Here is a 22,683-nt window from a genome sequence, read left to right as displayed (position 1 = left end):
ACATAAAAAATTAGCGGTAGCGTGCCTGGCCCTCTAGATAAGTATTGGAGACTGTAATGAAGTTTGAAAAGTCACAGACAGCAATCGACCACCTGACTCCCGAGCAACACCGAATTACCCAGGAGGCGGGCACCGAAAGGCCCTTCACGGGCGAGTACAACGACAACAAGGAGCCTGGCATCTACGTCGACATAGTGTCGGGAGAGCCACTGTTCGCTTCGACGGACAAGTTCGATTCGGGTACTGGCTGGCCCAGCTTCACCAAGCCGATCGTTTCGGCAAACGTGAACGAGGTGCGGGACAGCGCACACGGCATGGTCCGGACGGAGGTCAGGTCAGTACACGCAGACAGTCATCTCGGCCATGTGTTCCCCGATGGTCCTTCCGACCGCGGCGGTCTGCGGTACTGCATCAACTCAGCGTCCCTTCGCTTCATCCCGCGCGACGAGATGGAGTCCGAGGGATACGGTGAATATCTCGATCAAGTAGAGGAGGCTTAACATGCATCAGCGCGCTGTTCTCGCAGGAGGATGTTTCTGGGGCATGCAGGATCTGATCCGCAAGCGGCCCGGCATCATCTCGACCCGTGTGGGTTACACGGGCGGCGATATTCCGAACGCCACGTATCGTAATCACGGCACGCATGCCGAGGGGATCGAGATTGTCTTCGACCCGACAGTGACGAGCTACCGGAACATCCTGGAATTCTTCTTCCAGATCCACGATCCGACGACGCTGAACCGCCAGGGCAATGATCGTGGGCTCTCCTACCGGTCGGGCATCTATTATGTCGACGAGGAGCAGAAGCGCGTCGCCGAGGATACGATCGCCGATGTGGATGCCTCGGGGCTGTGGGATGGCAAAGTGGTGACCGAGGTCCAGCCGGTCGGCGAGTTCTGGGAGGCCGAGCCCGATCACCAGGATTATCTGGAGAAGCGCCCGGGCGGCTACACCTGCCACTTCGTCCGTCCCGGCTGGGTGCTTCCGAAGCGCCAAAAGGTTGACGACGTACAGCCAGCGGCCGGGACCGCGGCGGAATAGGCTTCACTGCCGTTGCCACTGCGCCGGTCCGGTCCGCAATCTTCGTGACCGCGTCGTTCAGCGACGCGGTCATCGAACCCTACTTCAGAGTGACGGCTCGTTCCAGTCAGTCGCCATCGCAACACCAGGATCGCAGATTTATGCCAGACCTCTCGTCCTTTCCGATCACGCAGCGCTGGCCGGCATCTCATCCCGATCGCCTGCAACTCTACGCAGCCCCTACGCCCAATGGCGTCAAGGTCTCGATCATGCTTGAGGAGACTGGCCTGGCGTACGAGCCCCACCTGATCGACATCTCGAACAACGAGTCGAAGGATCCGGCGTTCGTGTCGCTGAACCCGAACGGACGCATACCGGCGATCATCGATCCGGCTGGCCCTGACGGTAGACCCATCGCCTTATGGGAATCCGGTGCGATCCTCCTCTATCTGGCCGACAAGACGGGTCAGTTCATCTCCACCGAACCAGGCCAGCGTTACGAGACCCTAGCGTGGGTGTTCTTTCAGATGTCGGCCATCGGGCCGATGTTCGGTCAGCTCGGCTTCTTCCTGCGATTTGGCGGCAAGGACTATGAGGACAAGCGGCCGCAACAGCGCTTTATCGACGAATCCACGCGTCTGCTGGGGATTCTGGATCGCCGGCTGGAAGGCCGCGACTGGATCGTCGACGACTATTCGATCGCGGACATCGCGACGCTCGGCTGGGTGAATGCGCTGGTGGAATTCTACGCTGCGGGTGACATCCTTGGCCTCAGCAGCTTTTCGAACGTCCGCGCATGGCTTGGACGCGGGCTGGCTCGACCGGCCGTCCAGCGTGGCCTCCACATTCCCGCGAGGCCAGCATGAGCATCATCGCCGCCTATTATTACAACGAAGGCAAGCGAGTTCGCGAAATCGCGCTCGATGAGCACGTCAAGTTGGGCGAGAGTCGCTCGGGCTTCTGCTGGATCGCGCTTAGCGAACCCACCCCCGAGGAACTACTCGCGATCCAAAGGACATATAATCTTCATCCGTTGGCGATCGACAACGCGATGCACCCGCTGTGCCCGCCCAAGCTCGAGGTCTACAACGATGAGTTGTACGTCGTCGCGCAGACCGCCGAGCTGGTCGGCGACCGGATCAGCTACGGCAAGATGGCGATCTTCACCGGTCACAATCACCTTATCACCGTGCGGCACGGCAATGCCGGAGCGCTGGGCAAACTTCGGGAGCAACTCGAGGCATCGCCGACGCAGTTCGGCAAGGGTGTCGACTATGTGCTGCACGCGATCTTGCATCGCGTGGTCGACCAGTATCTGCCCATCTTCGAAATGATCGAGGACGACGTCCTGGCGATGGAGCGACGGTCGCTGCACGATTTCCTCGGGCCAGAAGAGGTGGCGCGAATCTTCGAACTAAGGTCCGAACTCACGCGGTTCCAGCGCACGCTCAGGGCTATGGCCGAGCTGGTGCGAAAGCTCGTTCGCGGCCACTTTCCCTGCATCAGCGCCGAAATGACACCATATTTCCACGACGTCGCGGACCATGTCCACCGCGTGCAGTCCATGGTCGACGGCCTCCTGCTTGTCCTGTCCACGGTCTTTGAGGCCAGCAGCCTTCTGGAAGCGCAAAGGATCGGTGTGGTCACCCGCCAGCTCGCGGCCTGGGCGGCAATACTGGCAGTCCCGACGGCGATCGCTGGAATATACGGCATGAACTTTAAGCACATGCCGGAGCTGGACACGGCCTACGGATACTTTGTCGTGCTCGGAGTGATAGCGATATCGTGCGTTTTCCTATTTGTGCGCTTCAAGAAGGCTAAGTGGCTGTGAATACTGCCCATCGTTTTCTTCGCCGTCATCTGACGGTTACAGCGGGCCTTATACGGAAGCTTGTCCAATCCAACTCAAGATGAAGGTGCGTCCATGACATAGCAGCTGACCGACGCTCTACAAGCAGTTCAGTCCTTCATCGCCAAGGGCTAAGACCGCGAATAGCGCGTCAAGGACAGCAATCTCGTCGATCTCGAGCCAGGATCAACCATCGGTCCGTGCGGCATCTGCGTCGACGCGGCGTTTCGCCTCGGAAGCGGTGATGATGGCGATAACGCCTCCACCCTCTACGCGATCACCGATCCGGCGACCGAGCATAAGGGCCTGTTGATCGACGTGTTCGATGAAATCTGCTACCGCGACCCAGTTCAAGAGTCGGGACCTCAATGTAGAAGAAGTTGACTAACGAGCATTCGCGTCATCCGATCAAGCAAGCTGGAGACATTTATGAAAGCCATTGGTTACAAGGTTCCGCGACCCATCGCCGCGGATGCCGCGCTGGTCGACATCAATCTGCCTCGGCCTGTCGCTGCAGGATACGATATCCTGGTTGAGGTGAAGGCCGTCTCGGTCAACCCGGTCGACTACAAGGTCCGCAACAGCACGCCGCCGGCAGATGGCGATTGGAAGGTGCTGGGATGGGATGCCGCCGGGATTGTGCGCGAGGTCGGCCCCGACGTCACGCAGTTCGAGTTAGGCGACGAGGTCTATTATGCCGGATCGATCACACGGCCCGGTACCAATGCGGAGTTCCATCTCGTCGACGCCCGGATTGTCGGTCACAAACCTGCGTCGCTCTCCTGGGCGGAAGCGGCGGCGCTGCCGCTGACGACGTTGACGGCCTGGGAGGCGATGTTCGACCGCCTGGACGTGGCGAAGCCCGTACCCGGTGCGGCGGAGGCGATCCTCATCATCGGTGGCGCGGGCGGGGTTGGGTCGATCGCCGTCCAGATCGCGCGACAGCGCACGGACCTCACCGTCATCGCCACAGCCTCTCGACCGGAAACCCAAGAGTGGGTAAGAGGGCTTGGAGCTCACCACGTCATCGACCATTCTCGTCCGCTCGCGCCACAGATCGCCGAACTCGGCATCGGTGCTCCCGCTTTCGTCTTTTCGACCACACATACCGAGCAACATGTCGCCGACATCGCCGAACTGATCGCCCCACAAGGACGGTTCGGACTGATCGACGATCCCAAGGCATTCGATATCATGGTTTTCAAGCGCAAGGCGGTGTCGATCCACCACGAGCTGATGTTCACGCGGTCGATCTACGGCACGCCCGACATGAATGAGCAGGGCGAGATTCTGGATGCGATGGCAGCGCTGGTTGACGACGGCAAAATCCGCACGACGCTGACCCGGCGACTGTCGCCGATCAATGCCGCCAATCTGAAGACGGTGCATGCACTGATCGAAAGTGGCGCGGCTAAAGGCAAGATCGTCCTCGAAGGCTTCTAACGACCGCGATCGCCAAACATCTTGTCCAACCTCAAAAAGCCGAACGGGTTATGCCCCAGCGATGAGAATCCCATGACCAAATCTATTGCCACCGCCTCGATCAACCGCGAAACCGCAGTCGCCCTCATCGACGCGGCGCTCGCTGCGGCCCGTGCCATCGGCATCCCGGCTGCCGTCGCCGTCGTCGACGCCACCGGTAACCTGCGCGCGTTCGAGCGCACCGACGATGCGCCGTTCCTTACCGTCGATGTTGCCATCGACAAGGCCTGGAGTTCCGCCTCGTTTGGGTTCCCGACCCATGTCTGGAACGACTATGTGACCAACGATCCAAAAGTGGCGCCGCTAGCCTATCGCCCTCGGATGGTCGCTGTCGGCGGCGGTTATCCGATTCTGGAGGATGGGAAGTTGATCGGCGGCATAGGCATCTCCGGAGGCAACTATCAGCAGGATCAGGATGCGTGCGTCGAGGCACTCATGAAAATCGGGTTCCAGTTGCCAGCCTGACGACTGTGAGGCCATCACCGGTGGTAATGGCCAACAGATCCAACCTTTGAGAGGCCTAATGATGGAAGCGTTCGTCGTCTTTACGCGGGAAGAAACCAGCGACCCACATGCACTCGCAACCTATTCTGCAGGCGTCGGACCATCGTTCGATGGTCACGACGTTACCTTTCTCGCCGCTTATGGCGCGATCCAGCATTTGGAGGGGCCGCCCATCGAAGGGGCCGTAATCTTGCGTTTCCCGACGATGCAGGCCGCTCGCGACTGGTATGACAGTCCCGCCTACCAAACCATCGCTGCTCATCGCTTTGCCGGTTCCCGTTACCGCGCCTTTATCATTGAAGGGCGGCGGTGACATACCGACAGAAGCACTTCGGCGCTGACCACGAGGTATCGGCGTGTGAACTCGCATCTTGGGAATCTGTGGGGGGGACCAAGACAGCGGCGCTAGGGGCTCATATCGTCGATCGGATCAGAGAGTTGCTCGGCGAGAATGGGTTATCTATTGCCGAGCTGACGGAGCGGAGCCGCCCTCTCCCAACGGATTGATTCAATCGTTGACGCTCCTCCTATCCGGATCCGGGTTTTCGCACGCTGATCAACAGAGTTACAGCGCGCAACGCCTGTAGTGGGCATCAGGGGATGGGTGGCAATCAGGATGATTGCCCACCTTCCAACGATTAACCTTGCTCAAGTTGCTTCACTAGTCGCTCCGCGTCGAGATGGAAGTCCGAGAAAACAATGCTACCGCCAGCGTCGATAACCGTAAACCACGGAGTTCCTCGTGTGCGGTAGTCTTCCATGAAGGTTGGAAACGGCGAGCCGGTCGGTTGCTCGTCGTGACCGAAAACGATAGGAAGCTCATACTTGAGCTGGTTCACGCGCAACTTCTCGAAGGTATTCTCATGCGTTCCTTCGAAGACGGTCTGGATCACTGCGAACCCCACGTCTTTTGAGCTCAACGCTGCATGCAACTTTTGTAGCGTCGGAAACCCATGCAAATGGCAACCTTGGCACCAATGCTGGAAGGCAAACAAGATTTTCGGGCCGGGCCCGATATCTGACAGTTTGAACGGCGCGATACTTTCCCCATCTTTGCCAATCCATTTTTGCACCCGCAGCTCAGGCGCTTGTCGTTCGATCTCGTTCATCTGATCCTCCAACCCCGATACAGAAGCTTAGTGGATGATCGCGCGTCGCGACGGTGCGCGAACGTCCGACCTTATTTTCCCTATTTCCTGAAGCCAGAATAGATCAGATCGACATTTCGTCCTTAATATACTCAAGCTGCCGGCGAGCGCGAACTGGGCAACCATGCGCTGGTGAGCCTTGAGCTTTGCACGCTGCCCATCCGTTTGAGAGCGAACCTGCAACTTCCGCTCCGCATACCGCAGATCAGCGTACGCAGCCTTGGGGTTATCTACCCTATAGCCATTGGGTATTGGGAATCATGCTGGCCTGACGCTATGTTCGATACGCGATTTTTTACGATGATAGAGCATCTGTATCTGATTTTTAGTCGATTGGCTTATTCGGCGGATGTGCGGGCAAATGCTTTACGCAGAGTACTGAAATGAAGGCCGGCTTCGGTCTGCCGTATCGAGCAAGAGGGGTCACTATGGTCACCAGAGGTTTCACCGGTCGCGGTTCAGGCGACCAGTCCGATCGGATTCCGCCAGGTCAGCATCTGGTGGAGGATTTCCCTGTTCTGTCGGCCGGCCCTACGCCGAGGGTAGAGCCCTCCGACTGGAAATTCACAGTCAAAATTGGTCCGAAGCCCGTCAAAACGTGGAATTGGGGCGAATTCAACACTCTACCAAAGACCCAGGTGACAAAGGATATTCACTGCGTCACCTCTTGGTCCAAACTGGATACCGTTTGGGAGGGTGTACTCATTGAAGACATCCTTGCAGATGCAGAGCTTGATCGGCCTACCGATTTCGTCTTGGCGCACTGCTACGATAATTATTCGACAAACGTCCCTCTGACGGATCTGCTTTCCGGGAAAGCGATGGTCGCCCTCAGTTATGCGGGCAAGCCACTTTCCCGCGATCATGGGGGGCCGGCGCGTCTTCTAGTGCCGCACCTTTACTTCTGGAAATCCGCCAAATGGGTGAATGCGCTGCAATTCACGACGCGTGACGAGGCCGGCTTTTGGGAGCTGCACGGCTATCACATCTACGGCGATCCGTGGCGCGAACAACGATACACCCATGACTGAAAACGAAGCGCAAGTCCGTTCGTGGCAATCATGCGTGATCGACGACATCATCCAGCAAACACCGAGTATCAAGAGCTTCTTCCTTCGGTTGAGCAAGCCGTTCGCGCACACCGCAGGTCAGCACGTCGATATCCGGCTGACCGCGCCCGACGGCTACAGTGCAATGCGCAGCTACTCGATCGCGTCATCGGCAGTTTCGACCCCGATCGTCGAGATAGCTATCGAGCGCATGCCGGATGCCGAAGTTTCGCCGTTTTTTCACGACATCGCGGCGATTGGTGACGAAATCGAAGTTCGCGGTCCGCTCGGTGGCCATTTCCTTTGGCCTGAGCCTGCCATAGATCCGGTTCTGTTGATCGGGGGAGGCTCCGGCCTCGTGCCGTTGATGGCAATGATCCGGCAGCGCCGCGCATTGGCCCAAGCCGTTCCGACAGCGTTGCTCCTGTCCGCACGAACCGCCGAGGACGTTCTCTTCTCAGAAGAACTTCATTGCATCGAAATCAGCGATCCGGCGTTCGTCCTGGCGCTCGCGATTACGCGCGAGAAACCGGTTCGCGCATCGGACTTTGCGCGACGGATCGACGGCATGATGGTCCAAGAAATTCTAACCAGGCTTCAGGGAAAGCCGACGCAAGTGTTCGTCTGCGGGTCTAACGGATTCGTCAACATCGCAACCGATAGCGCGCTGCTGGCGGGCTTGGACGCCTCCATCATCAAGACGGAGCGCTACGGGGGCTAGCGGCGCGAGCTATCTCACGTCGCGCCGATCGTAGACGTGCGCCCTGGGAAGCTTTGGCGATCAACGTGAACCGTTTTGCCGAACACAGTCTTCGTACCCCCCGGCCTCTAGAACGCCTTCGCTCGCGATACCTGGCTCGACATCAAGCTCAATTTGAAAGTTCCTGCACTATCCGTCGTCCTGATATGCTCGACCAGCATGATGGGCGATTCGAGCGGGACCGCTTCCGTCCCAATCGAGGCTCGGTTACCTTAGAGCATCGGCTCGGCGCTACAGGAGGCGCGTGCGGCCTCTGCCTGGCGGTGAAAGCACTTTGGGCCATGTCGCCTGGATAGCGGCCAATCGTCAGCATCTGCTCCGATGTCGGCCAAGGTGCAGTCGCCATCTTTGAACGCCGCGAATTGGAGATCAACGCCATGACAGCGATCCGCGTGCAACTGCCGGAGATGCAATATGACAACTGATGTATTGCTGTACACCACGAATTGGTGCCCGTTCTGCCGCCGAGCGAAGGCGCTCCTCAAGGAAAAGGGCGTGCGATGGAAGGAGCTCGATATTGAGGCGGATCCGGCTCACCGGCAGGCCATGGCGGAAGCGTCGGGGCGAAGCTCCGTGCCGCAGATCTTCATCAATGGCACCCTTATCGGTGGCTCCGATGAGCTATTCGCGCTCGATGTCAGAGGCGAGCTCGACAAACTTCTCGGGCGCAACCCGCCTGCCACCTGAGGAGGTGCGGCTTGGGGCAGCCAGCCCGCGAGCCTTCGCCGGTTGATGAATACAAAAGGAGAGTCCGTTGGTCTCAGCCATCTGGAAAGACACTACTATCGCCACAAGCGACGAAACAGTCATCGTCGAGGGAAATCACTACTTCCCACCGTCAGGAGTCGACCTGAGCCTGCTTGAGATGAGCCCGCACACATCTGTCTGTCCGATCAAAGGCGCCGCGCGCTTCTTTCATGTTCGCGCGGGTGACGCGCTCAACGTGAACGCCGCTTGGACCTATCCCGCCCCCACTCCGGATGCCGAGGGTATCCGGGATTACATCGCTTTCTGGAAAGGCGTGGACGTTGCCTAGCAGACTGGACGGACGACTTCGCTGATAGCCATGCGGGCGCCGACATCTCAATTATCCTGCCCACCCCGGGCCTCGTCGGCTGCAGGAATCTGCCCGGCACCTTAGCGCGACCCGGCACTGGCGGTCTCGCACCCGCCGCGCCTCTGTTCTATCAATAAGGATGGATGACATGGAGCATTCCGAGTTCGATGCCGCTTTCGCGAAGCTTGCGGAGGGATACAGAGAAGGGACTTATGAAGGCCGGCGTTTCAGCTTGATCGTCCGGCGATCTGGGGACGGACGTCGCAACAGTCTGTTCGCCAGGGAGTTGGACGGGACTGACATTGTCAGCTTCAACCTCTTCCGCGTTACATCAGATAGGACATTGTTGAAGCCGTGCGAAATGTCCGCCGAAAAGGTCGTAGCGTTCGTGCTGGAGTTCCGACCGGACACCTGACGGGCAGAAGAAGATCCCGGCCAACCGGCGCGCCTGCGACGGCCGGCTATCTAAGGCTGCGCAAGCCTATAGCCGCAGCTCATTGCACTTCGTCTGGCGAGGAATTCAACATCGATACGTCGCCATCCGCGGGGATATCGGTACAGGCGCCCGTGTAAGCCAGATTGAGAAATCCTAAGCGATGACTAACACCAATGACGCCACCCTTCCGACACATTCTATTCTTGAGGAATGCACAGCGATGGCTGTCGTCAACGCTCTGAAGATTATTCTGAAGAACAGCTACGCGATCTACCTTAAGACAAAAAATGCCACTCGGGCGCATCCCGCCCCTACTTCAGGGACTTTCACTTGCTTCTCGCTCTGTCACTCACAGCATCGGCACGCCCATGACGCATGGTATCCAGGCCTCATAATTTTCCCATATAACCTTCTTGTCTTTTGCGCACCCAGAAAGACTCGAGGCTTTAACTGGACAGATGAGCCCTCGAGGGTAGTGTTCACCTGATTGGCTTTCTCATATCTGATGTTGATTCGCACAGTGTGCCAACCAGGTGATAGTTTCAAAAAACCTGCGCTTCAGAGCGAATTAGACGATCTTCGATAAGAGCGATCCGCCTCAAAATCCAAAACATCTAACATTGTCCTAGAGCCATATTTGTACCTAGTACTATGGCGCTCCCATTAACACATTTGATGATGCACAGAAAACTTAGCTCATGATAGCTTTCAGCTAACAGCTATTCGGAAGCCCGAAAGGATTCAACCGTTTAAGCGTGAACCGTCGATTATAAATACTTTCGTAAGTTAGCTTTAAAGGACGCTTTTAGTCCTTGTAAATACGCATTACGACTCCACAGCTACCAAATCCATACGGCGCCAGCAACCATTAAAACACCCGACACTACTAAAACAATAGTAGAGGCGCGATTGCTGCCTTTCAAAGTATGACCAACACCCACATCCATAACTAGGTGTCGAATTCCGGCTACGAGATGATAAATAAATGAAGAGTATACCAACCAGAAACTAACTTTGCCGAAAGGTGAAGAAAAAATCTCCTTGACTTCATTAAAACCCTTTTCTGACTCCAACGATTTGCTCAGCATATACAGTATCAGTCCCAGAAAAATAAAGAGCATAATTCCTGAAATCCGGTGCAGAATCGATGTAAGCGCCGTGAGAGGAAGCTGAATGGTTCGAATATCAAGATTAACCGGCCGCTTTTTATTCATTTTGACTCCAGTCAACAATTCTAGTGGGGGATTTCAGTTTTCGATCTCATTCATCATAGCAGCTGTAACTAAGGCTGGCGGCGACAATAATGGAGATATTCGGGGCTTACGTTGCATTTTGAGGTCGCAAGTGCATGTGCGTAAATTGAAGCAAATTGCAAGGTTATGCCCAATAGGTAGCTAGCTTATTAATTTAACAAAAGTGACGTGTGTCGTTCTGCAGGGCATGCTGTTCCCCAACCCTGGAAAACCTATCCTCTTTAACACGTCAAAGTCGATTGATAGGCTTGCTGCAACAGCTATCTGCCCGGTTGAAGTCGAAGATCGATGTATCTGTAGGGTTTGGAAATAAATGCGGGCGCCCACCGCACTCACGGCTCAGTTACCATTCTTTGTGCATCGCGGCCGCGCGGCTAGTTGGTAGCTGTTCTAAGCCTAGTCAGTGCCGCCCTTCGCCCCAAGCCCCATAGTCAGATTTGAGAAATGACAGTAGGCGATGCCGCAACGCGCTTCATCGACCTATGTAAAACGACTCCTTTATCGAAATAGTGCACTCATCGCTCTCCACGGCGATCCCTTCATCGCGAATTGCACCGCCCAAGACGATCTGCACTGAAATCAATACTTTCTGATGCCTCTTGATTAGAGATGCCAGCCATAATCATCTCATCGCCAACGCATACGGCGTTCGGCAGCCAACACACTCTCACTCACTACTGGAAGCTCAGACATGAAAACCATAGGCATTGAAAACTCGAAGTCCAGCGTACAGGCCCACTTAACGCTTGGAACCAAAACTATGGGGCTAGGTATCTATGGCGCGTACTTGGCTCTCGCTATTATTTACTTCTGGTTCGGCGGCATGAAATTTACCCACTACGAGGCCGAGGGCCTGGTTCCACTGGTGAGCAACAGCCCGCTTTTGGGATGGGTGTATAGCATTTTTTCGGTCGACATGTTCTCCAGCCTGCTCGGCATACTAGAGATTTCGATCGGCACTCTGATCGCAGGCCGCATGCTGTCGCCCAAACTATCCGTGGTAGGAGGCGCTCTGTCTGCAGGCCTGTTCTTCACAACCCTTAGCTTTATGTTTTCCACTCCGGGCGTCATTGAGCCTAGTTTAGGGTTTCCGGCGATTTCCGTTGCGCCAGGTCAGTTTCTGCTTAAAGACTTAGGGTTGCTTGCTGTTTCGATATTTGTGGCAGGCCATTCGCTGGTTGAACTGGAAAAACGTAAAATTAATGCATAATTTTTTCAATGGCTTAAGGCAGTAATGCCTTAGGCCTTTTTGCCATCATTTTCCCCCGCCAGATCTTTCAACCAGTCACGAGGGCTCAACCCCGTCTTGCGTCTAAATGCGCGAGACAGCGCCGAAGGACTTTCGTAGCCGACTTGAGCTGCAATCAGCGTAATCGAGCGCCCTTCTCGCATCAGCTTCTGAGCCAGGCTAACTCGCCAACTCAACAAATAATCAGCAGGCGTCTGTCCGATGACACTCTTGAAATGCACGGCATACGCAGCGCGTGACATATTTGACTCACTGGCCAGCTCTGCTATTGACCAGGCATGTTCCGGGGAGTTGTGCATCTGTAAAAGCGATCGGGCAAGCCGCATGTCGGCCAGTCCAGCCATCATTCCGGTGCGCAACTGGTGATGATCGAGCAGGTAACGGAGCAACAGAATGATTAGGAGCTCAAATAAGCGCTCAAGCGCGGCTTCCCTTCCACAATGCACATTTGCCGCCTCGGCAAACATCCACTCCAACGTGTCTGCCAGCATGGGCAGATCATCGAGTGCGAGCACCAAACAGTCCGGTAATGAAGCCGACAAAGGATTATCAATTCCGCCCTCAAACTCCATGGAAGCACACAACAACTTTGCGCCATCGGACTCACCCGCAAACAATTGATGCTTGGCGGGGCGTGGCATAAAAATCAAGCTAGGGCGAGTGAGCTGCAAATCCTTGCGATCGGGACCAAGCAACGTCACGCTGCCGGCCTGAAGCAGATGGATATAACCTCGCCGCTCGGCGCCATCGTAAGATGCAGAGCCGCATAGGTCGCCGTCATAGAACAGATTGGCCCGCACGCCGAACCGCGAGAGCAAATTAGACAAACGATCCATTGGCCGATCCTTGACGAGTCAGAACGCACAGACCATACCATCTGCGTTGTCGTTCAGTGCCTGTAGCGAACATGCCGGCGTAAATCAGCCAACGGATAAAGTGATCACTGAGCAGCTCAGCCTCCCTTTCCAGTTCGGCTGTTAAAAAAACAACACCGTTGTTTGAAAGCACCAGCAAATCAAGTGCTCACTCTTCTATTTTACAGTACCTGGGGTTTGGGGAGCAATGGAACCAAAAACCAACGTAAGCCCTACCAACGCTTTTCGGTGTCTTCTTCCCAGGCGCCCATCTCGACAAAACAGTTGCGCATGTCGGCCTCCTGGCTGATCTCGGTCAGCAGGTCATGCACGCTCTTGTCCAGCTCATCGTCGCTCCGATACGGAATGGTCAACTCATAGTGGCCGGCATCCAGCCGCTTCATGCCATAGGGCTCCAGGCAGTAGCGCTCAATGTTCTCCGTGGCCCGCTTCCGGCCGCGCACGAACTTGCTGTTATTCACCACCGCGAGGCGCAGGGTGACGGTGGCCACCCGCTCGGCGGCGGGCGGCTCTGCCGGCGACGCGGCCGAAGGCTGCTGGTCGCGTGACCTGGCGCTCTTCTGGTACGCGCCGATCTCGACACCACGGTGGCGCAGGTAGCTGTACAGCGTGCTCTTGGAGATGTGCAGCTTCTCGCCGATCGCGCTGACGCTCAGGCGACCTTCGCGGTAGAGGGTTTCGGCCGCCATGGCGGTGGCCTCAGCCTTGGCTGGCAGGCCCTTGGGACGGCCACCGATCCGGCCACGCGCCCGTGCGGCCGACAGACCCGCCTGAGTCCGCTCGCGGATCAGCTCGCGCTCGAACTCCGCCAGCGAGGCGAACAGGTTGAACACCAGGCGGCCTTGGGCGTGGGTGGTGTCGATGGGGTCATTCAGGCTCTGTAAGCCGACCTTGCGCTCTGCCAGCTCGCCGACCAACTCGACCAGGTGCTTGAGGGAACGCCCAAGGCGATCCAGCTTCCAGATCACCACGGCATCACCCGGCCGCACGTTGGCCAGCAGTTTGTCCAACTCCGGCCGGGCGCTTTTCGCGCCGCTGGCGATGTCTTGGTAGATGCGTTCGCACCCGGCCTGTTTCAGGGCATCGACTTGTAGGTCGGCTTTCTGATCCCGAGTGCTCACTCGCGCATAACCGATCTTCATCAAAAGTACTGTTTACTCGACTACGTTAGTAATAGTTGAACTTTGATTAAGCGTACCAGTTATTTGAACCGTAGCGCGGGGAGCTTAACGAACCGAGCCATTCCTCGATAGAGTTCGGCAAAACCTTCGTTTTGTCGAACCATTGCATCGCCCTTTGTGATTGGCGTATAAACACACAAACACCTATTAGCGGAGAACGCTATGAATACCATTCGCTGGAATGTCGCCGTCTCGGCCGACACCGACCAGTCGCTTCGGATGTTTCTGGCCAGCCAGGGCGGCGGCCGTAAGGGCGACCTGTCGCGCTTCATCGAAGAAGCGGTACGGGCACACATCCTGGAGCTGAGCGCTGAGCAGGCCAAGGCCGCTAACGCCCATCTGAGTGAGGCAGAATTGACCAACGCGGTTGACGAAGCGCTCGACTGGGCACGTAAGCGCTGATGCGGGTCGTGTTGGATACCAACATCCTGTTCAGCGCCCTGATCTCGCCACATGGCGCGCCCGATGCGATCTACCGTGCCTGGCGGGCGGCGCGTTTCGAGGTGGTGACCTCGCGGATGCAACTCGATGAAATTCGTCGAGCCAGCCGCTATCCCAAGCTTCAGGCCATCCTACAGCCCGCCAAGGTGGGCGCCATGATCAATAACCTGCAACGGGCTGTGGTACTGGAGCGCCTGACCATCGAGGTCGAAGCCGATGATCCGGATGACTCGTTTTTGCTGGCCATGGCCTTGGCGGGCGATGCGGACTACCTGGTAACCGGTGATCGCCGCGCCGGCCTGCTGCAACGCGGGCACATCGAACGCACGCGGATCGTCACGCCCGCCGTGTTCTGCGTCGAGGTGCTGTGATCAATGCCGGTCGGTTTTCTGACTCAAGAGCAACGCGACGGTTTTGGCCGCTATGTTGATTCGCCCAGCCGTGAAGAGCTGGAACGTTACTTCCACCTGAGCGATGAAGACCGTGAAGCCATCCAGGTGCTGCGGGGTAACCATAACCGTCTGGGTTATGCCGTTCTGCTGACCACCGTCCGCTTCGTTGGCGTTCTGCCGGACAAGCCCGCCGCCGTGCCGGTGGAAGTCCTGCAGGTGCTTTGCCGACAACTGGCGATTCCAGACCCCGACTGCCTCCAGCGCTATAGCGATCATCGCCGCTGGATACATGCCACCGATATTCAGAACCGCTTTGGCTATCGTCATTTCACCGATCCGGGCATCGGCTTTCGCTTGAGCCGCTGGCTGTATGCCCTCTGCTGGACGGGCACCGACCGGCCGGGAGTGCTGTTTGAGCGAGCCACCTCGTGGCTGTTCACACAGAAAGTCCTCCTGCCTGGTGTGTCTCAACTAGAGCGCTTTATCGCCCAGTTGCGCAGTCGGGTCGAAGAACGCCTCTGGTTTACGCTGGGCCGCAGCGTGACTGAGGAACAGCGATTGCAACTGCAAGACTTGCTGACGGTGGCCGAAGGCAACCGCAGCTCCCGGCTGGATCAATTGCGCTCCGGCCCGGTCATGGTCAGTGGCCCCGCGTTGATTCGGGCACTGCGCCGGCTCGATGACGTGCGCGGCATCGGCATCACCTTGCCGGCGGCGGCGCACATCCCTCCCAGCCGTATCGCCGCCCTGGCCCGCTTCGCCAACACGGCCAAGGTCACCGCGATTAATCGGCTGCCGGCGTCGCGGCGGATGGCGACACTGGTGGCCTTCGCACTCTGCCTGGAGGCGACTGCGCACGACGACGCACTGGAAGTCCTGGAGGCCTTGCTGCGCGACCTGTTCAGCAACGCGGAGAAGGCCGACAAGAAAGCCCGCATGCGCAGCCTGAAAGACCTGGATCGGTCGGCCGCGACGCTCGCCGCCGCGTGCAAGGTCGTGCTGGACAGCTCGATCAGCGATGACAACGTGCGCGCCCGGCTGTTCAACGACCTGCCGAGGACCACCCTGGAAAAGGCCCTGGAAGAGGTCAACGCGCTGATCCGCCCGGTAGATGACGTCTATTTTCTTGCATTGGAAGCGCGCTACCGCAGCGTGCGCCGCTTCCTGCCCGACCTGCTCAAGCACATCCGCTTCGGCTTCAGCCCGGCCGGCAAGGGCGTGGCGGCTAGTCTGGAGTGGCTGCAACTGAACCTGCCGCGCCGGAAGCCAGAGGATGACGCGCCGCAGGAGATCGTGGCCAAGGCTTGGCAGAAGCACATCACCCGCGAAGATGGCTCCCTCGACATGGGTGCCTATGTGTTCTGCACGCTCGATGCGCTGCGCACGGCCCTGCGCCGCCGCGATGTCTTCGTCTCGCCCAGTTGGCGCTATGCCGACCCGCGTCTTGGCCTGCTCGACGGTGCCGAATGGCTGGCGGCGCGACCGATCATCTGCCGGTCACTGGGCCTGACCATCGACGCCAAAACCACCCTGGACGCCTTGTCCGTCGAGCTGGATGCAACCTGGCTGGCAGTAGCCGCGCGCCTGCCCGACAACCCGGCGATTCAACTGAGCGAGAACACCGAGGGCAAGACCGAACTGTCGCTCGGGGCGCTGGACAAGCTGGACGAGCCCTGCTCGTTGCTGCAACTGCGGGCGGCCGTGTCTGACCTGATGCCGCGTGTCGATCTGCCGGAAATCCTCTTGGAAATCGCCGCCCGCACTGGCTTTTCCGAGGCCTTCACCCATGTCTCCGAACGCAATGCACGCGCCGACAACCTGGTCACCAGCCTCTGCGCGGTGCTGTTGGGCGGGGCCTGCAACACCGGCCTGGAGCCCTTGATCCGCACCGACAACCCGGCGCTGCGCCGTGACCGGCTGTCCTGGGTCAGCCAGAATTATATCCGCGACGACACCCTGTCAGCGGCTAACGCCATCCTGGTCGGAGCGCAAAGCCAACTGGAACTGGCCCAAGTCTGGGGTGGCGGCGAGGTCGCCTCCGCCGATGGCATGCGCTTCGTCGTACCGGTGCGCACCGTGCATGCCGGCCCCAATCCGAAGTATTTCGGCACCGGCCGGGGTGTCACCTGGTACAACCTGATTTCCGACCAATTCTCCGGCCTCAACGCCATCACCGTGCCCGGCACGCTGCGCGACAGCCTGGTGTTGCTGGCGGTCGTGCTGGAACAGCAGACCGAGTTGCAGCCGACGCAAATCATGACCGACACCGGGGCCTACAGCGATGTGGTGTTCGGGCTCTTCCGCCTACTTGGCTACCACTTCAGTCCGCGGCTGGCCGATGTCGGCGGTACCCGCTTCTGGCGCACGCGCCCGGACGCGGACTACGGCAAGCTCAACGGGCTGGCCCGCCAGTCGGTCAAACTCGACCTGATCGCCGAGCACTGGGACGACCTGCTGCGCCTGGCCGGCTCGCTCAAACTCGGCCGGGTGCCGGCGACTGGCATCATGCGCACGCTGCAAACGGGAGATAGACCCACCCGGCTGGCCCAGGCGCTGGCCGAATTCGGGCGGATCGAAAAGACTCTGCACACGTTGACCTATATCGACGACGAGTCCAAGCGCCGCGCCACCCTGACCTAGTTGAACCGAGGCGAAGGCCGGCACAGCCTGGCCCGCGCCGTGTTCCACGGCAAACGCGGCGAGCTCCGCCAGCGCTACCGCGAAGGCCAGGAAGACCAGCTCGGTGCTCTGGGCCTGGTGGTGAACATCATCGTGCTGTGGAACACCCTCTACATGACGGCGGCCGTGGAACGGCTCAAGCAGCACGGCTATCCAGTGCTGGAAGAGGATTTGGCCCGGCTATCGCCGCTGATCTACGAGCACATCAACATGCTCGGGCGGTATTCCTTTGCGGTACCGGAAGAAGTTGCGCGCGGCGAGCTGCGGCCACTGCGTAATCCAGACGACGACCTGTGATCCCCCTAAACGCTATGAGCAACACCCAAGCTGCTGCTGGATCGGCGGGCACTTCACCGAGCCGAACGAACAGAAAACGCAGCAATCCCCTGGGTTGGGGCGCAGCAGCGCCTTGCAGTTGCTGCACTCGTAATAGAACTGGCAGGCGTCCGTGGGCATGGTTTCCGGCTTGGCGAAGCCGCAGCGCGGGCAAGTCAGCACGGACTCAAGGACAATGGCGCTCATCGTGACCTCACTTCTGCACTGTGGAGGGGTATCCCGCGTTCGCGGTCGCCTCAGTCAGTGCCTCGGGCTGGGCCTTATCGGGATCGTAGGTGACGGTCGCCGTCTTCTGGTCGAAATTGACCTGGACGTCACTCACGCCGGACACCTTCTCCAGCGACTTCTTGACCGTGATCGGACAGAGTCCGCACGTCATGTTCTGCACGTCGAGCGTGACGGTTTTCGGGGGAGCCGCCAGCGCCACGAAGGGCAAGGCGAAAAGCACGGCGATCAGCAGTTTGCGCATGGTTAATCTCCTTCAGTAGAACAGCGGGGCGAGCCACGGCACGGCCAATAGGCCGAGCAGCAGCACGCTGACGATCCAGAACACGAGTCGCTGTCGCACGAGCGTGCGCGGATCGGCGCAGGGTGTACCTGGCGTACAAACCTGTGGCACCAGGTAGAGCTTGCGGAATGCCAATCCCAGGAACAGTAGAGTCAACCCGATGAAGAGGGGGCGTAGTGGCTCCATCATGGTCAGAGCGCCCACCCACGTACCGCCGACACCGAGTGCCAACAGCACCAGTGGCCCGACACAGCACACCGACGCACCGATGGCGGTCAGCGAACTCGCGACCAGCGAGCCTTTCCCGGTGAGTTGCATCCCCATTCCCATCTCCTGAGCCTGATTGCCTAGGTGCTATTCTAAACTCCGTACCAAAGTACGGAATCAAGGAGAAAGTGATGGCCACAGAGCTGACCATTGGCAAGCTGGCAGACGCCGCCGGGGTGAACGTCGAGACGATCCGCTACTACCAGCGACGCGGGCTGCTGGATGAACCAGCCAAACCCTTGGGTGGCCATCGGCGCTATCCGGTGGACATGGTGAAGCGACTGCGTTTCATCAAGCGGGCTCAGGCGCTGGGTTTCACGCTCTCGGAAGTCGGTGGACTGCTGACGCTGGATGAGTCGTGCGCCTGTGCCGAAACGCGAGCACGGGCTGCACGCAAGCTCGCGTTGATCGAGCAGAAGATGGCCGACTTGGTCGTCATGCAGCAACTGTTAGGCGAACTGGTGCAGCAATGTGATGCGGGAGACGGCGGAACGATCTGCCCGATCATCGAGGCACTGATCAGAGAGTAATGCCTGGCGGGTGAGCTGGAGATCGGAAAGCCCCTTTACGGTGGGATTCAGAGCTTACGTTGGTTTTTGGTTCCATTGCTCCCCAAACCCCTCGTTCAAACGGACGACCAGGCTCTGGTCGTCCTTGAAACGCGCTTCACCGTGCAAAACGGTGATGGCTGGATTGCCGTCCAGGATGCCTTCGTATTTGGCGTGCCGCAGTTCATCGACACGGGCCTGCTGCTGGGCCAGCAGTTTGCTGCGGTCAATCGCAGGCACAGTTGCCGCAATACCGCCGTCGAACGGACTTTCCCGGCGCAGATGGGCAATATGGGCAGCGCGGATCATGATCTTGGACGGCACACAGCCGATATTGACGCAGGTGCCGCCGATGGTGCCGCGTTCGATCAGCGTGACCGTCGCGCCTTGCTCGACGGCCTTCAGCGCCGCCGCCATCGCGGCCCCGCCGCTGCCAATGATGGCGATATGCAAACCGGCGCCCTCAAGTGCATCACGGATTTTTGGTTCATCTTTGAAATCACCAACCCGGATCGAGCCTTGATAACCCAATGCGGCGATGGCGGCCAGCAGTTGGTTGTGGCTCACGGCGGTGTCTGCCATGACTTGCGCGCGGCTTTCTGGATAGGACACCACAGCGGCATTCACGCCGGGAATCTTTTCCAAAGCATCTTTGACATGGGTGGCGCAGGATGTGCAGGTCATGCCATTCACGGTGATTTCGGTCATTTTTTTACTCCATTGAATTTCGGGGTGCAGCAGGCATCGGCTTGGCGTTTTCGTTGGATGGCGTAGATGGTCAAGCCGATGAAAATCGCCAGCGCAGGCAGCAGCACATAGTCCAGATAGCCGGTCAGCGCGGACAAGCCGACCACACCGAGCAAAATGACCAGAACAGGGGTGAAGCAACACAGCGCCACGAGGGTTGTGCCAATGATGCTGACCCGCAGCAGTGTCTTCGGGTCTTTCATGATCAGTTCTTGACTGATGATGGGTAGCCCGCATCCTCGGTAGCCTTGGTCAGTTTCTGCACGCTGGTCTTGGCATCATCGAAGGTGACCACCGCTTCGCGCGTCTCGAAGGTCACGTCAACTTTACTGACGCCATCGACCTTGGAAATCGCCTTCTTGACAGTGATCGGACAGGCCGAGCAGGTCATGCCCGGTACGGACAGCGTAACGGTCTGGGTGGCGGCCCACACGGGGGCAACAACGGCAGCGAGGGCAAGGGCGGAAAGCAGCTTTTTCATGGTGAACTCCTGTGATCAATAGAAAAATGGCACGACGTAGGGAAATCCGAGCGCGACCAAAACCAGCACGGCCACGCCCCAGAAAATGAGCTTGTAAGTAGCTCGCACTTGGGGAATCGCGCAAACCTCACCCGGTTTGCAGGCGGCTGACGGCCGGTAGATGCGCCGCCAGGCGAAGAACAACGCCACCAGCGCCACGCCGATAAAGATGGGGCGATAGGGTTCCAACACCGTCAAGTTGCCGATCCAAGCGCCGCTGAACCCCAAGGCGATCAGAACCAGCGGCCCGAGGCAGCAAGCCGAGGCGAGGATGGCGGCCAGCCCGCCAGTGAAGAGCGCGCCGCGCCCGTTTTGAGGTTCAGACATACGTTTGTCCTTTCGAATCTGAATTGGATAGCTTAAGCTTACTTCCGTAGTTATGTACGGAGTCAAGCGATATGGAAAACAATTTGGAGAACCTGACCATTGGCGTTTTCGCCAGGACGGCCGGGGTCAATGTGGAGACCATCCGGTTCTATCAGCGCAAGGGCTTGCTCCCGGAACCGGACAAGCCTTACGGCAGCATTCGCCGCTATGGCGAGACGGATGTAACGCGGGTGCGCTTCGTGAAATCAGCCCAGCGGTTGGGCTTCAGCCTGGATGAGATCGCCGAGCTGCTGCGGCTGGAGGATGGCACCCATTGCGAGGAAGCCAGCAGCCTGGCCGAGCACAAGCTCAAGGACGTGCGCGAGAGGATGGCTGACCTGGCGCGCATGGAGGCCGTGCTGTCTGATTTGGTGTGCGCCTGCCATGCGCGGAAGGGGAACGTTTCCTGCCCGCTGATTGCGTCACTGCAAGGGAAGAAAGAACCGCGCAGTGCGGACGCGGTGTAGCCCGAGGGAACTACGCCTTAGCGTGCTTTATTTTCCGTTTTCTGAGGCGACTCCAACGTCAGAAAAGACCGTGCGGTCGACTTTTGATATTTCGTGCTGTCGCCTTCTGAAAGTGACAGGCGCGGCACGGGAATCAAGGCATTGCGATTCTCGAAAATAGTTCTTGAAATTCTATTCTTGATTGCATATCATCTCAACGAGTTTCGATAAGAAAGGATGCCCATGCGACCGTCTGTTGTGCTTGACATGAAGCGAAGCGCAGTGCGTGAAGCGGTAGGCCGCTTTCGCGCCGCGAACCCGCGCGTCTTCGGCTCGGTGCTGCATGGCACCGACCGGGATGGCAGCGACCTCGACCTGTTGGTCGATGCGCTGCCCGGTGCCACGTTGTTGGACTTGGGCGATTTGGAAGAAGAACTGAAATCGCTGCTCGGCGTTGACGTCGATCTGCTGACTCCCGGCGACCTGCCGCCGAAGTTCCGGGCCAAGGTGCTCGCGGAGGCGCAACCGATATGAGCGAGAACCGCCTGCCCGATTACCTCGACCACATTCAGCAGGCCGCAACCGATGCGCGCAGCTTCGTGGAAGGGATGGCCAAGGACGACTTCTTGGCCGACAAGCGCACCCAGCAGGCCGTCATCATGAGCCTGATCGTCATCGGCGAGGCGGCCACAAAGGTGATGGATGGCTACGTCGAGTTCACCCAGGCGCATGCCGACGTGCCGTGGCGCAGCATGCGCAATATGCGTAATCGCATGGCTCACGGCTATTTCGACATCAACCTCGATGTGGTGTGGGAGACGGTACAGGAATGGCTGCCGGCGTTGCTCCAGCAATTGCCCGCCGTGCGTCAGGATGCCGACGATGAAGACCGTAACGACAAAGGCATGGAGCCATGACCAATCAAGCCGCCGATGTTCGGCCCCTCTGGCGTGTTCGATCCCGCGACCTATGAGCCGCGCTCGGGCAAGACCTTCTGGATGGCCGCAACGGACGTGAGTTCGCTGGTGGGCAAGGAGGCAGCAGCCGACACGCTCATCGGCAACTGCACGACCGCACGACCAGCCTCCCGTTCAAATTCGAGTTAGAACTCATATCCAGCCTGTCTGGGGGCACTGTGAAAGAGGGATCTCCGATGACTGTTGAATCGAGAATATTTTCTGTAGCCGAGTATGTTCAGCCGTCCGAAGGCGAGCCTATTCGTTCCGTTGTGCTTGAAACCCGAGACTCAATTATCGTGGTTTGGCATGTCCATCCCGGGCAGGAAATTGCGGCTCACATTCATCCTCACGGCCAAGACACGTGGACTGTTTTGTCGGGAATGGCTGATTACTTTCAGGGCAATGGGATTGTTCGTGCCCTCAGGGAAGGTGAGATAGCCGTGGCAAGACCGGGCCAAGTGCACGGGGCGCGAAATACAGGTACCGAGCCATTTGTGTTCGTCTCGGTTGTGGCATCAGCCAATGCCGGTTTCGTATTGGCTGAGCGATAGAGCCCAATCTCTGGAGTTGGTCCAATGAGCGGTCGGGGAGATAGGTAACAGACATGCAGC

General features: G+C 58.4%; 31 protein-coding genes and 2 pseudogenes. 21 read left to right on the top strand and 12 right to left on the bottom strand.

The genetic code is table 11. The features are described from left to right. Positions 1-56: 56 nt before the first annotated feature. The 4 genes from msrB (at position 57) to N7607_RS06975 (ending at position 2,851) form a co-directional block, all read left to right on the top strand. A complete protein-coding gene (msrB, locus tag N7607_RS06990; protein WP_003464965.1) occupies positions 57-500 on the top strand; it encodes a peptide-methionine (R)-S-oxide reductase MsrB in 444 nt (147 codons plus the stop codon). A 1-nt stretch (position 501) separates the two neighbouring features. Then, a complete protein-coding gene (gene msrA, locus N7607_RS06985) occupies positions 502-1,041 on the top strand; it encodes a peptide-methionine (S)-S-oxide reductase MsrA (protein WP_003464967.1) in 540 nt (179 codons plus the stop codon). 140 nt (positions 1,042-1,181) lie between these two features. After that, positions 1,182-1,886, top strand: a complete 705-nt coding sequence (locus tag N7607_RS06980; protein ID WP_003464969.1) for a glutathione S-transferase N-terminal domain-containing protein — start codon at positions 1,182-1,184, stop codon at positions 1,884-1,886. After that, positions 1,883-2,851, top strand: a complete 969-nt coding sequence (locus tag N7607_RS06975; protein ID WP_011979111.1) for a magnesium and cobalt transport protein CorA — start codon at positions 1,883-1,885, stop codon at positions 2,849-2,851. The genes N7607_RS06980 and N7607_RS06975 overlap by 4 nt, the downstream gene beginning before the upstream one ends. A gap of 204 nt (positions 2,852-3,055) precedes the next feature. Here the strand turns inward: N7607_RS06975 and N7607_RS06970 are convergent, their stop codons facing one another. Further along, the gene (locus N7607_RS06970; protein WP_016487060.1) at positions 3,056-3,223 is read right to left on the bottom strand and encodes a hypothetical protein; all 168 of its coding nucleotides are present in this window, start codon (positions 3,221-3,223) and stop codon (positions 3,056-3,058) included. 75 nt (positions 3,224-3,298) lie between these two features. Here N7607_RS06970 and N7607_RS06965 point away from each other — a divergent pair, with 75 nt between their 5' ends. From N7607_RS06965 to N7607_RS06955, 3 genes are all read left to right on the top strand, one after another. Beyond that, positions 3,299-4,312 (top strand): zinc-binding alcohol dehydrogenase family protein, encoded by a 1,014-nt coding sequence (locus tag N7607_RS06965; protein ID WP_263101885.1) that lies wholly within the window; start codon positions 3,299-3,301, stop codon positions 4,310-4,312. 72 nt (positions 4,313-4,384) lie between these two features. After that, entirely contained in the window at positions 4,385-4,816 is a 432-nt protein-coding gene (locus N7607_RS06960) for a heme-binding protein (RefSeq protein ID WP_005006001.1), read from the top strand. A 58-nt stretch (positions 4,817-4,874) separates the two neighbouring features. Then, positions 4,875-5,168 carry a DUF1330 domain-containing protein gene (locus tag N7607_RS06955; RefSeq protein ID WP_003464978.1) on the top strand — a complete coding sequence of 98 codons (294 nt, stop codon included), beginning with the start codon at positions 4,875-4,877 and terminating at the stop codon, positions 5,166-5,168. A gap of 325 nt (positions 5,169-5,493) precedes the next feature. Here N7607_RS06955 and N7607_RS06950 read toward each other — a convergent pair whose 3' ends face one another. Continuing rightward, positions 5,494-5,964: a hypothetical protein gene (locus tag N7607_RS06950; RefSeq protein ID WP_003464979.1), complete on the bottom strand. Its 471-nt coding sequence runs from the start codon at positions 5,962-5,964 to the stop codon at positions 5,494-5,496. A 467-nt stretch (positions 5,965-6,431) separates the two neighbouring features. On the opposite strand from N7607_RS06950, the gene N7607_RS06945 reads away from it, so the two are divergent. The 5 genes from N7607_RS06945 to N7607_RS06925 all read left to right on the top strand — a co-directional run bounded on the left by N7607_RS06945 (position 6,432) and on the right by N7607_RS06925 (position 9,284). Continuing rightward, positions 6,432-7,034: a sulfite oxidase-like oxidoreductase gene (locus N7607_RS06945; protein WP_003464980.1), complete on the top strand. Its 603-nt coding sequence runs from the start codon at positions 6,432-6,434 to the stop codon at positions 7,032-7,034. Next, on the top strand, positions 7,027-7,773 hold the full coding sequence (locus N7607_RS06940; RefSeq protein ID WP_002118292.1) for a ferredoxin reductase: 747 nt from the start codon (positions 7,027-7,029) through the stop codon (positions 7,771-7,773). Before N7607_RS06945 ends, N7607_RS06940 begins: the two co-directional genes overlap by 8 nt. A 453-nt stretch (positions 7,774-8,226) precedes the next feature. After that, complete coding sequence (grxC, locus tag N7607_RS06935) at positions 8,227-8,499, top strand: glutaredoxin 3 (RefSeq protein WP_005005995.1); 273 nt, start codon at positions 8,227-8,229, stop codon at positions 8,497-8,499. 67 nt (positions 8,500-8,566) lie between these two features. Further along, entirely contained in the window at positions 8,567-8,848 is a 282-nt protein-coding gene (locus N7607_RS06930; RefSeq protein ID WP_003464986.1) for a DUF427 domain-containing protein, read from the top strand. 169 nt (positions 8,849-9,017) lie between these two features. Beyond that, positions 9,018-9,284, top strand: a complete 267-nt coding sequence (locus tag N7607_RS06925) for a hypothetical protein (protein ID WP_003464988.1) — start codon at positions 9,018-9,020, stop codon at positions 9,282-9,284. Positions 9,285-10,144: 860 nt separating this feature from the next. Here N7607_RS06925 and sdhC read toward each other — a convergent pair. Next, the gene (gene sdhC, locus N7607_RS06920) at positions 10,145-10,519 is read right to left on the bottom strand and encodes a succinate dehydrogenase, cytochrome b556 subunit (protein WP_005005993.1); all 375 of its coding nucleotides are present in this window, start codon (positions 10,517-10,519) and stop codon (positions 10,145-10,147) included. Positions 10,520-11,249: 730 nt separating this feature from the next. On the opposite strand from sdhC, the gene N7607_RS06915 reads away from it, so the two are divergent. Next, complete coding sequence (locus tag N7607_RS06915; protein WP_003464991.1) at positions 11,250-11,768, top strand: DUF417 family protein; 519 nt, start codon at positions 11,250-11,252, stop codon at positions 11,766-11,768. Between the two features lie 29 nt (positions 11,769-11,797). Here the strand turns inward: N7607_RS06915 and N7607_RS06910 are convergent, their stop codons facing one another. Both N7607_RS06910 and N7607_RS06905 read right to left on the bottom strand, forming a co-directional pair. Further along, the gene (locus N7607_RS06910; RefSeq protein ID WP_003464995.1) at positions 11,798-12,643 is read right to left on the bottom strand and encodes an AraC family transcriptional regulator; all 846 of its coding nucleotides are present in this window, start codon (positions 12,641-12,643) and stop codon (positions 11,798-11,800) included. Positions 12,644-12,894: 251 nt separating this feature from the next. After that, entirely contained in the window at positions 12,895-13,824 is a 930-nt protein-coding gene (locus N7607_RS06905) for a recombinase family protein (RefSeq protein WP_003150544.1), read from the bottom strand. A 201-nt stretch (positions 13,825-14,025) separates the two neighbouring features. Here N7607_RS06905 and N7607_RS06900 point away from each other — a divergent pair, with 201 nt between their 5' ends. The 3 genes and pseudogenes from N7607_RS06900 to N7607_RS06890 all read left to right on the top strand — a co-directional run bounded on the left by N7607_RS06900 (position 14,026) and on the right by N7607_RS06890 (position 17,672). Then, complete coding sequence (locus N7607_RS06900; protein ID WP_003089107.1) at positions 14,026-14,265, top strand: ribbon-helix-helix domain-containing protein; 240 nt, start codon at positions 14,026-14,028, stop codon at positions 14,263-14,265. After that, a complete protein-coding gene (locus tag N7607_RS06895) occupies positions 14,265-14,675 on the top strand; it encodes a putative toxin-antitoxin system toxin component, PIN family (protein ID WP_003150546.1) in 411 nt (136 codons plus the stop codon). Before N7607_RS06900 ends, N7607_RS06895 begins: the two co-directional genes overlap by 1 nt. Before the next feature lie 3 nt (positions 14,676-14,678). Next, positions 14,679-17,672, top strand: a pseudogene (locus N7607_RS06890) (Tn3 family transposase). A 12-nt stretch (positions 17,673-17,684) separates the two neighbouring features. Here N7607_RS06890 and N7607_RS06885 read toward each other — a convergent pair. Genes N7607_RS06885 through N7607_RS06875 form a run of 3 tightly spaced genes read right to left on the bottom strand, consistent with a single transcriptional unit; the run spans position 17,685 to position 18,543 of the window. Beyond that, positions 17,685-17,897: a GDCCVxC domain-containing (seleno)protein gene (locus tag N7607_RS06885; RefSeq protein ID WP_003089113.1), complete on the bottom strand. Its 213-nt coding sequence runs from the start codon at positions 17,895-17,897 to the stop codon at positions 17,685-17,687. A gap of 7 nt (positions 17,898-17,904) precedes the next feature. Continuing rightward, positions 17,905-18,180, bottom strand: a complete 276-nt coding sequence (merP, locus tag N7607_RS06880; protein WP_003150552.1) for a mercury resistance system periplasmic binding protein MerP — start codon at positions 18,178-18,180, stop codon at positions 17,905-17,907. A gap of 12 nt (positions 18,181-18,192) precedes the next feature. After that, positions 18,193-18,543, bottom strand: coding sequence for a mercuric transporter MerT family protein (locus N7607_RS06875; RefSeq protein WP_003089115.1), 351 nt, complete (start codon positions 18,541-18,543; stop codon positions 18,193-18,195). Between the two features lie 74 nt (positions 18,544-18,617). Here N7607_RS06875 and merR (N7607_RS06870) point away from each other — a divergent pair, with 74 nt between their 5' ends. Next, positions 18,618-19,016, top strand: a complete 399-nt coding sequence (gene merR, locus N7607_RS06870; RefSeq protein ID WP_003089120.1) for an Hg(II)-responsive transcriptional regulator — start codon at positions 18,618-18,620, stop codon at positions 19,014-19,016. 75 nt (positions 19,017-19,091) lie between these two features. Here merR (N7607_RS06870) and N7607_RS06865 read toward each other — a convergent pair. The 4 genes and pseudogenes from N7607_RS06865 to merT all read right to left on the bottom strand — a co-directional run. Beyond that, positions 19,092-19,742: pseudogene (locus tag N7607_RS06865) on the bottom strand (cation transporter); the annotation flags it as partial. Beyond that, positions 19,739-19,984: a mercury resistance system transport protein MerF gene (gene merF / locus N7607_RS06860; RefSeq protein ID WP_000654684.1), complete on the bottom strand. Its 246-nt coding sequence runs from the start codon at positions 19,982-19,984 to the stop codon at positions 19,739-19,741. The gene merF and the pseudogene N7607_RS06865, both read right to left, overlap by 4 nt. 2 nt (positions 19,985-19,986) lie before the next feature. Continuing rightward, the gene (gene merP / locus N7607_RS06855; RefSeq protein ID WP_000735441.1) at positions 19,987-20,262 is read right to left on the bottom strand and encodes a mercury resistance system periplasmic binding protein MerP; all 276 of its coding nucleotides are present in this window, start codon (positions 20,260-20,262) and stop codon (positions 19,987-19,989) included. 15 nt (positions 20,263-20,277) lie between these two features. After that, the gene (merT, locus tag N7607_RS06850; protein ID WP_001294667.1) at positions 20,278-20,628 is read right to left on the bottom strand and encodes a mercuric ion transporter MerT; all 351 of its coding nucleotides are present in this window, start codon (positions 20,626-20,628) and stop codon (positions 20,278-20,280) included. A gap of 71 nt (positions 20,629-20,699) precedes the next feature. Between merT and merR (N7607_RS06845) the strand changes: the two genes are divergently transcribed. The 4 genes from merR (N7607_RS06845) to N7607_RS06830 all read left to right on the top strand — a co-directional run bounded on the left by merR (N7607_RS06845) (position 20,700) and on the right by N7607_RS06830 (position 22,623). After that, positions 20,700-21,134 carry an Hg(II)-responsive transcriptional regulator gene (gene merR / locus N7607_RS06845; RefSeq protein ID WP_000429838.1) on the top strand — a complete coding sequence of 145 codons (435 nt, stop codon included), beginning with the start codon at positions 20,700-20,702 and terminating at the stop codon, positions 21,132-21,134. 222 nt (positions 21,135-21,356) lie between these two features. Next, positions 21,357-21,647, top strand: coding sequence for a nucleotidyltransferase (locus N7607_RS06840; protein ID WP_001247892.1), 291 nt, complete (start codon positions 21,357-21,359; stop codon positions 21,645-21,647). Continuing rightward, the gene (locus N7607_RS06835) at positions 21,644-22,030 is read left to right on the top strand and encodes a DUF86 domain-containing protein (protein ID WP_003100872.1); all 387 of its coding nucleotides are present in this window, start codon (positions 21,644-21,646) and stop codon (positions 22,028-22,030) included. Before N7607_RS06840 ends, N7607_RS06835 begins: the two co-directional genes overlap by 4 nt. 236 nt (positions 22,031-22,266) lie before the next feature. After that, positions 22,267-22,623 (top strand): cupin domain-containing protein, encoded by a 357-nt coding sequence (locus tag N7607_RS06830; RefSeq protein ID WP_003465043.1) that lies wholly within the window; start codon positions 22,267-22,269, stop codon positions 22,621-22,623. The last annotated feature ends 60 nt before the right edge of the window (positions 22,624-22,683 follow it).

This window comes from Pseudomonas sp. GD04019 (assembly GCF_029837695.1).
GTDB lineage: Bacteria > Pseudomonadota > Gammaproteobacteria > Pseudomonadales > Pseudomonadaceae > Aquipseudomonas.
This window is presented reverse-complemented; position numbering and strand designations above follow the sequence as displayed.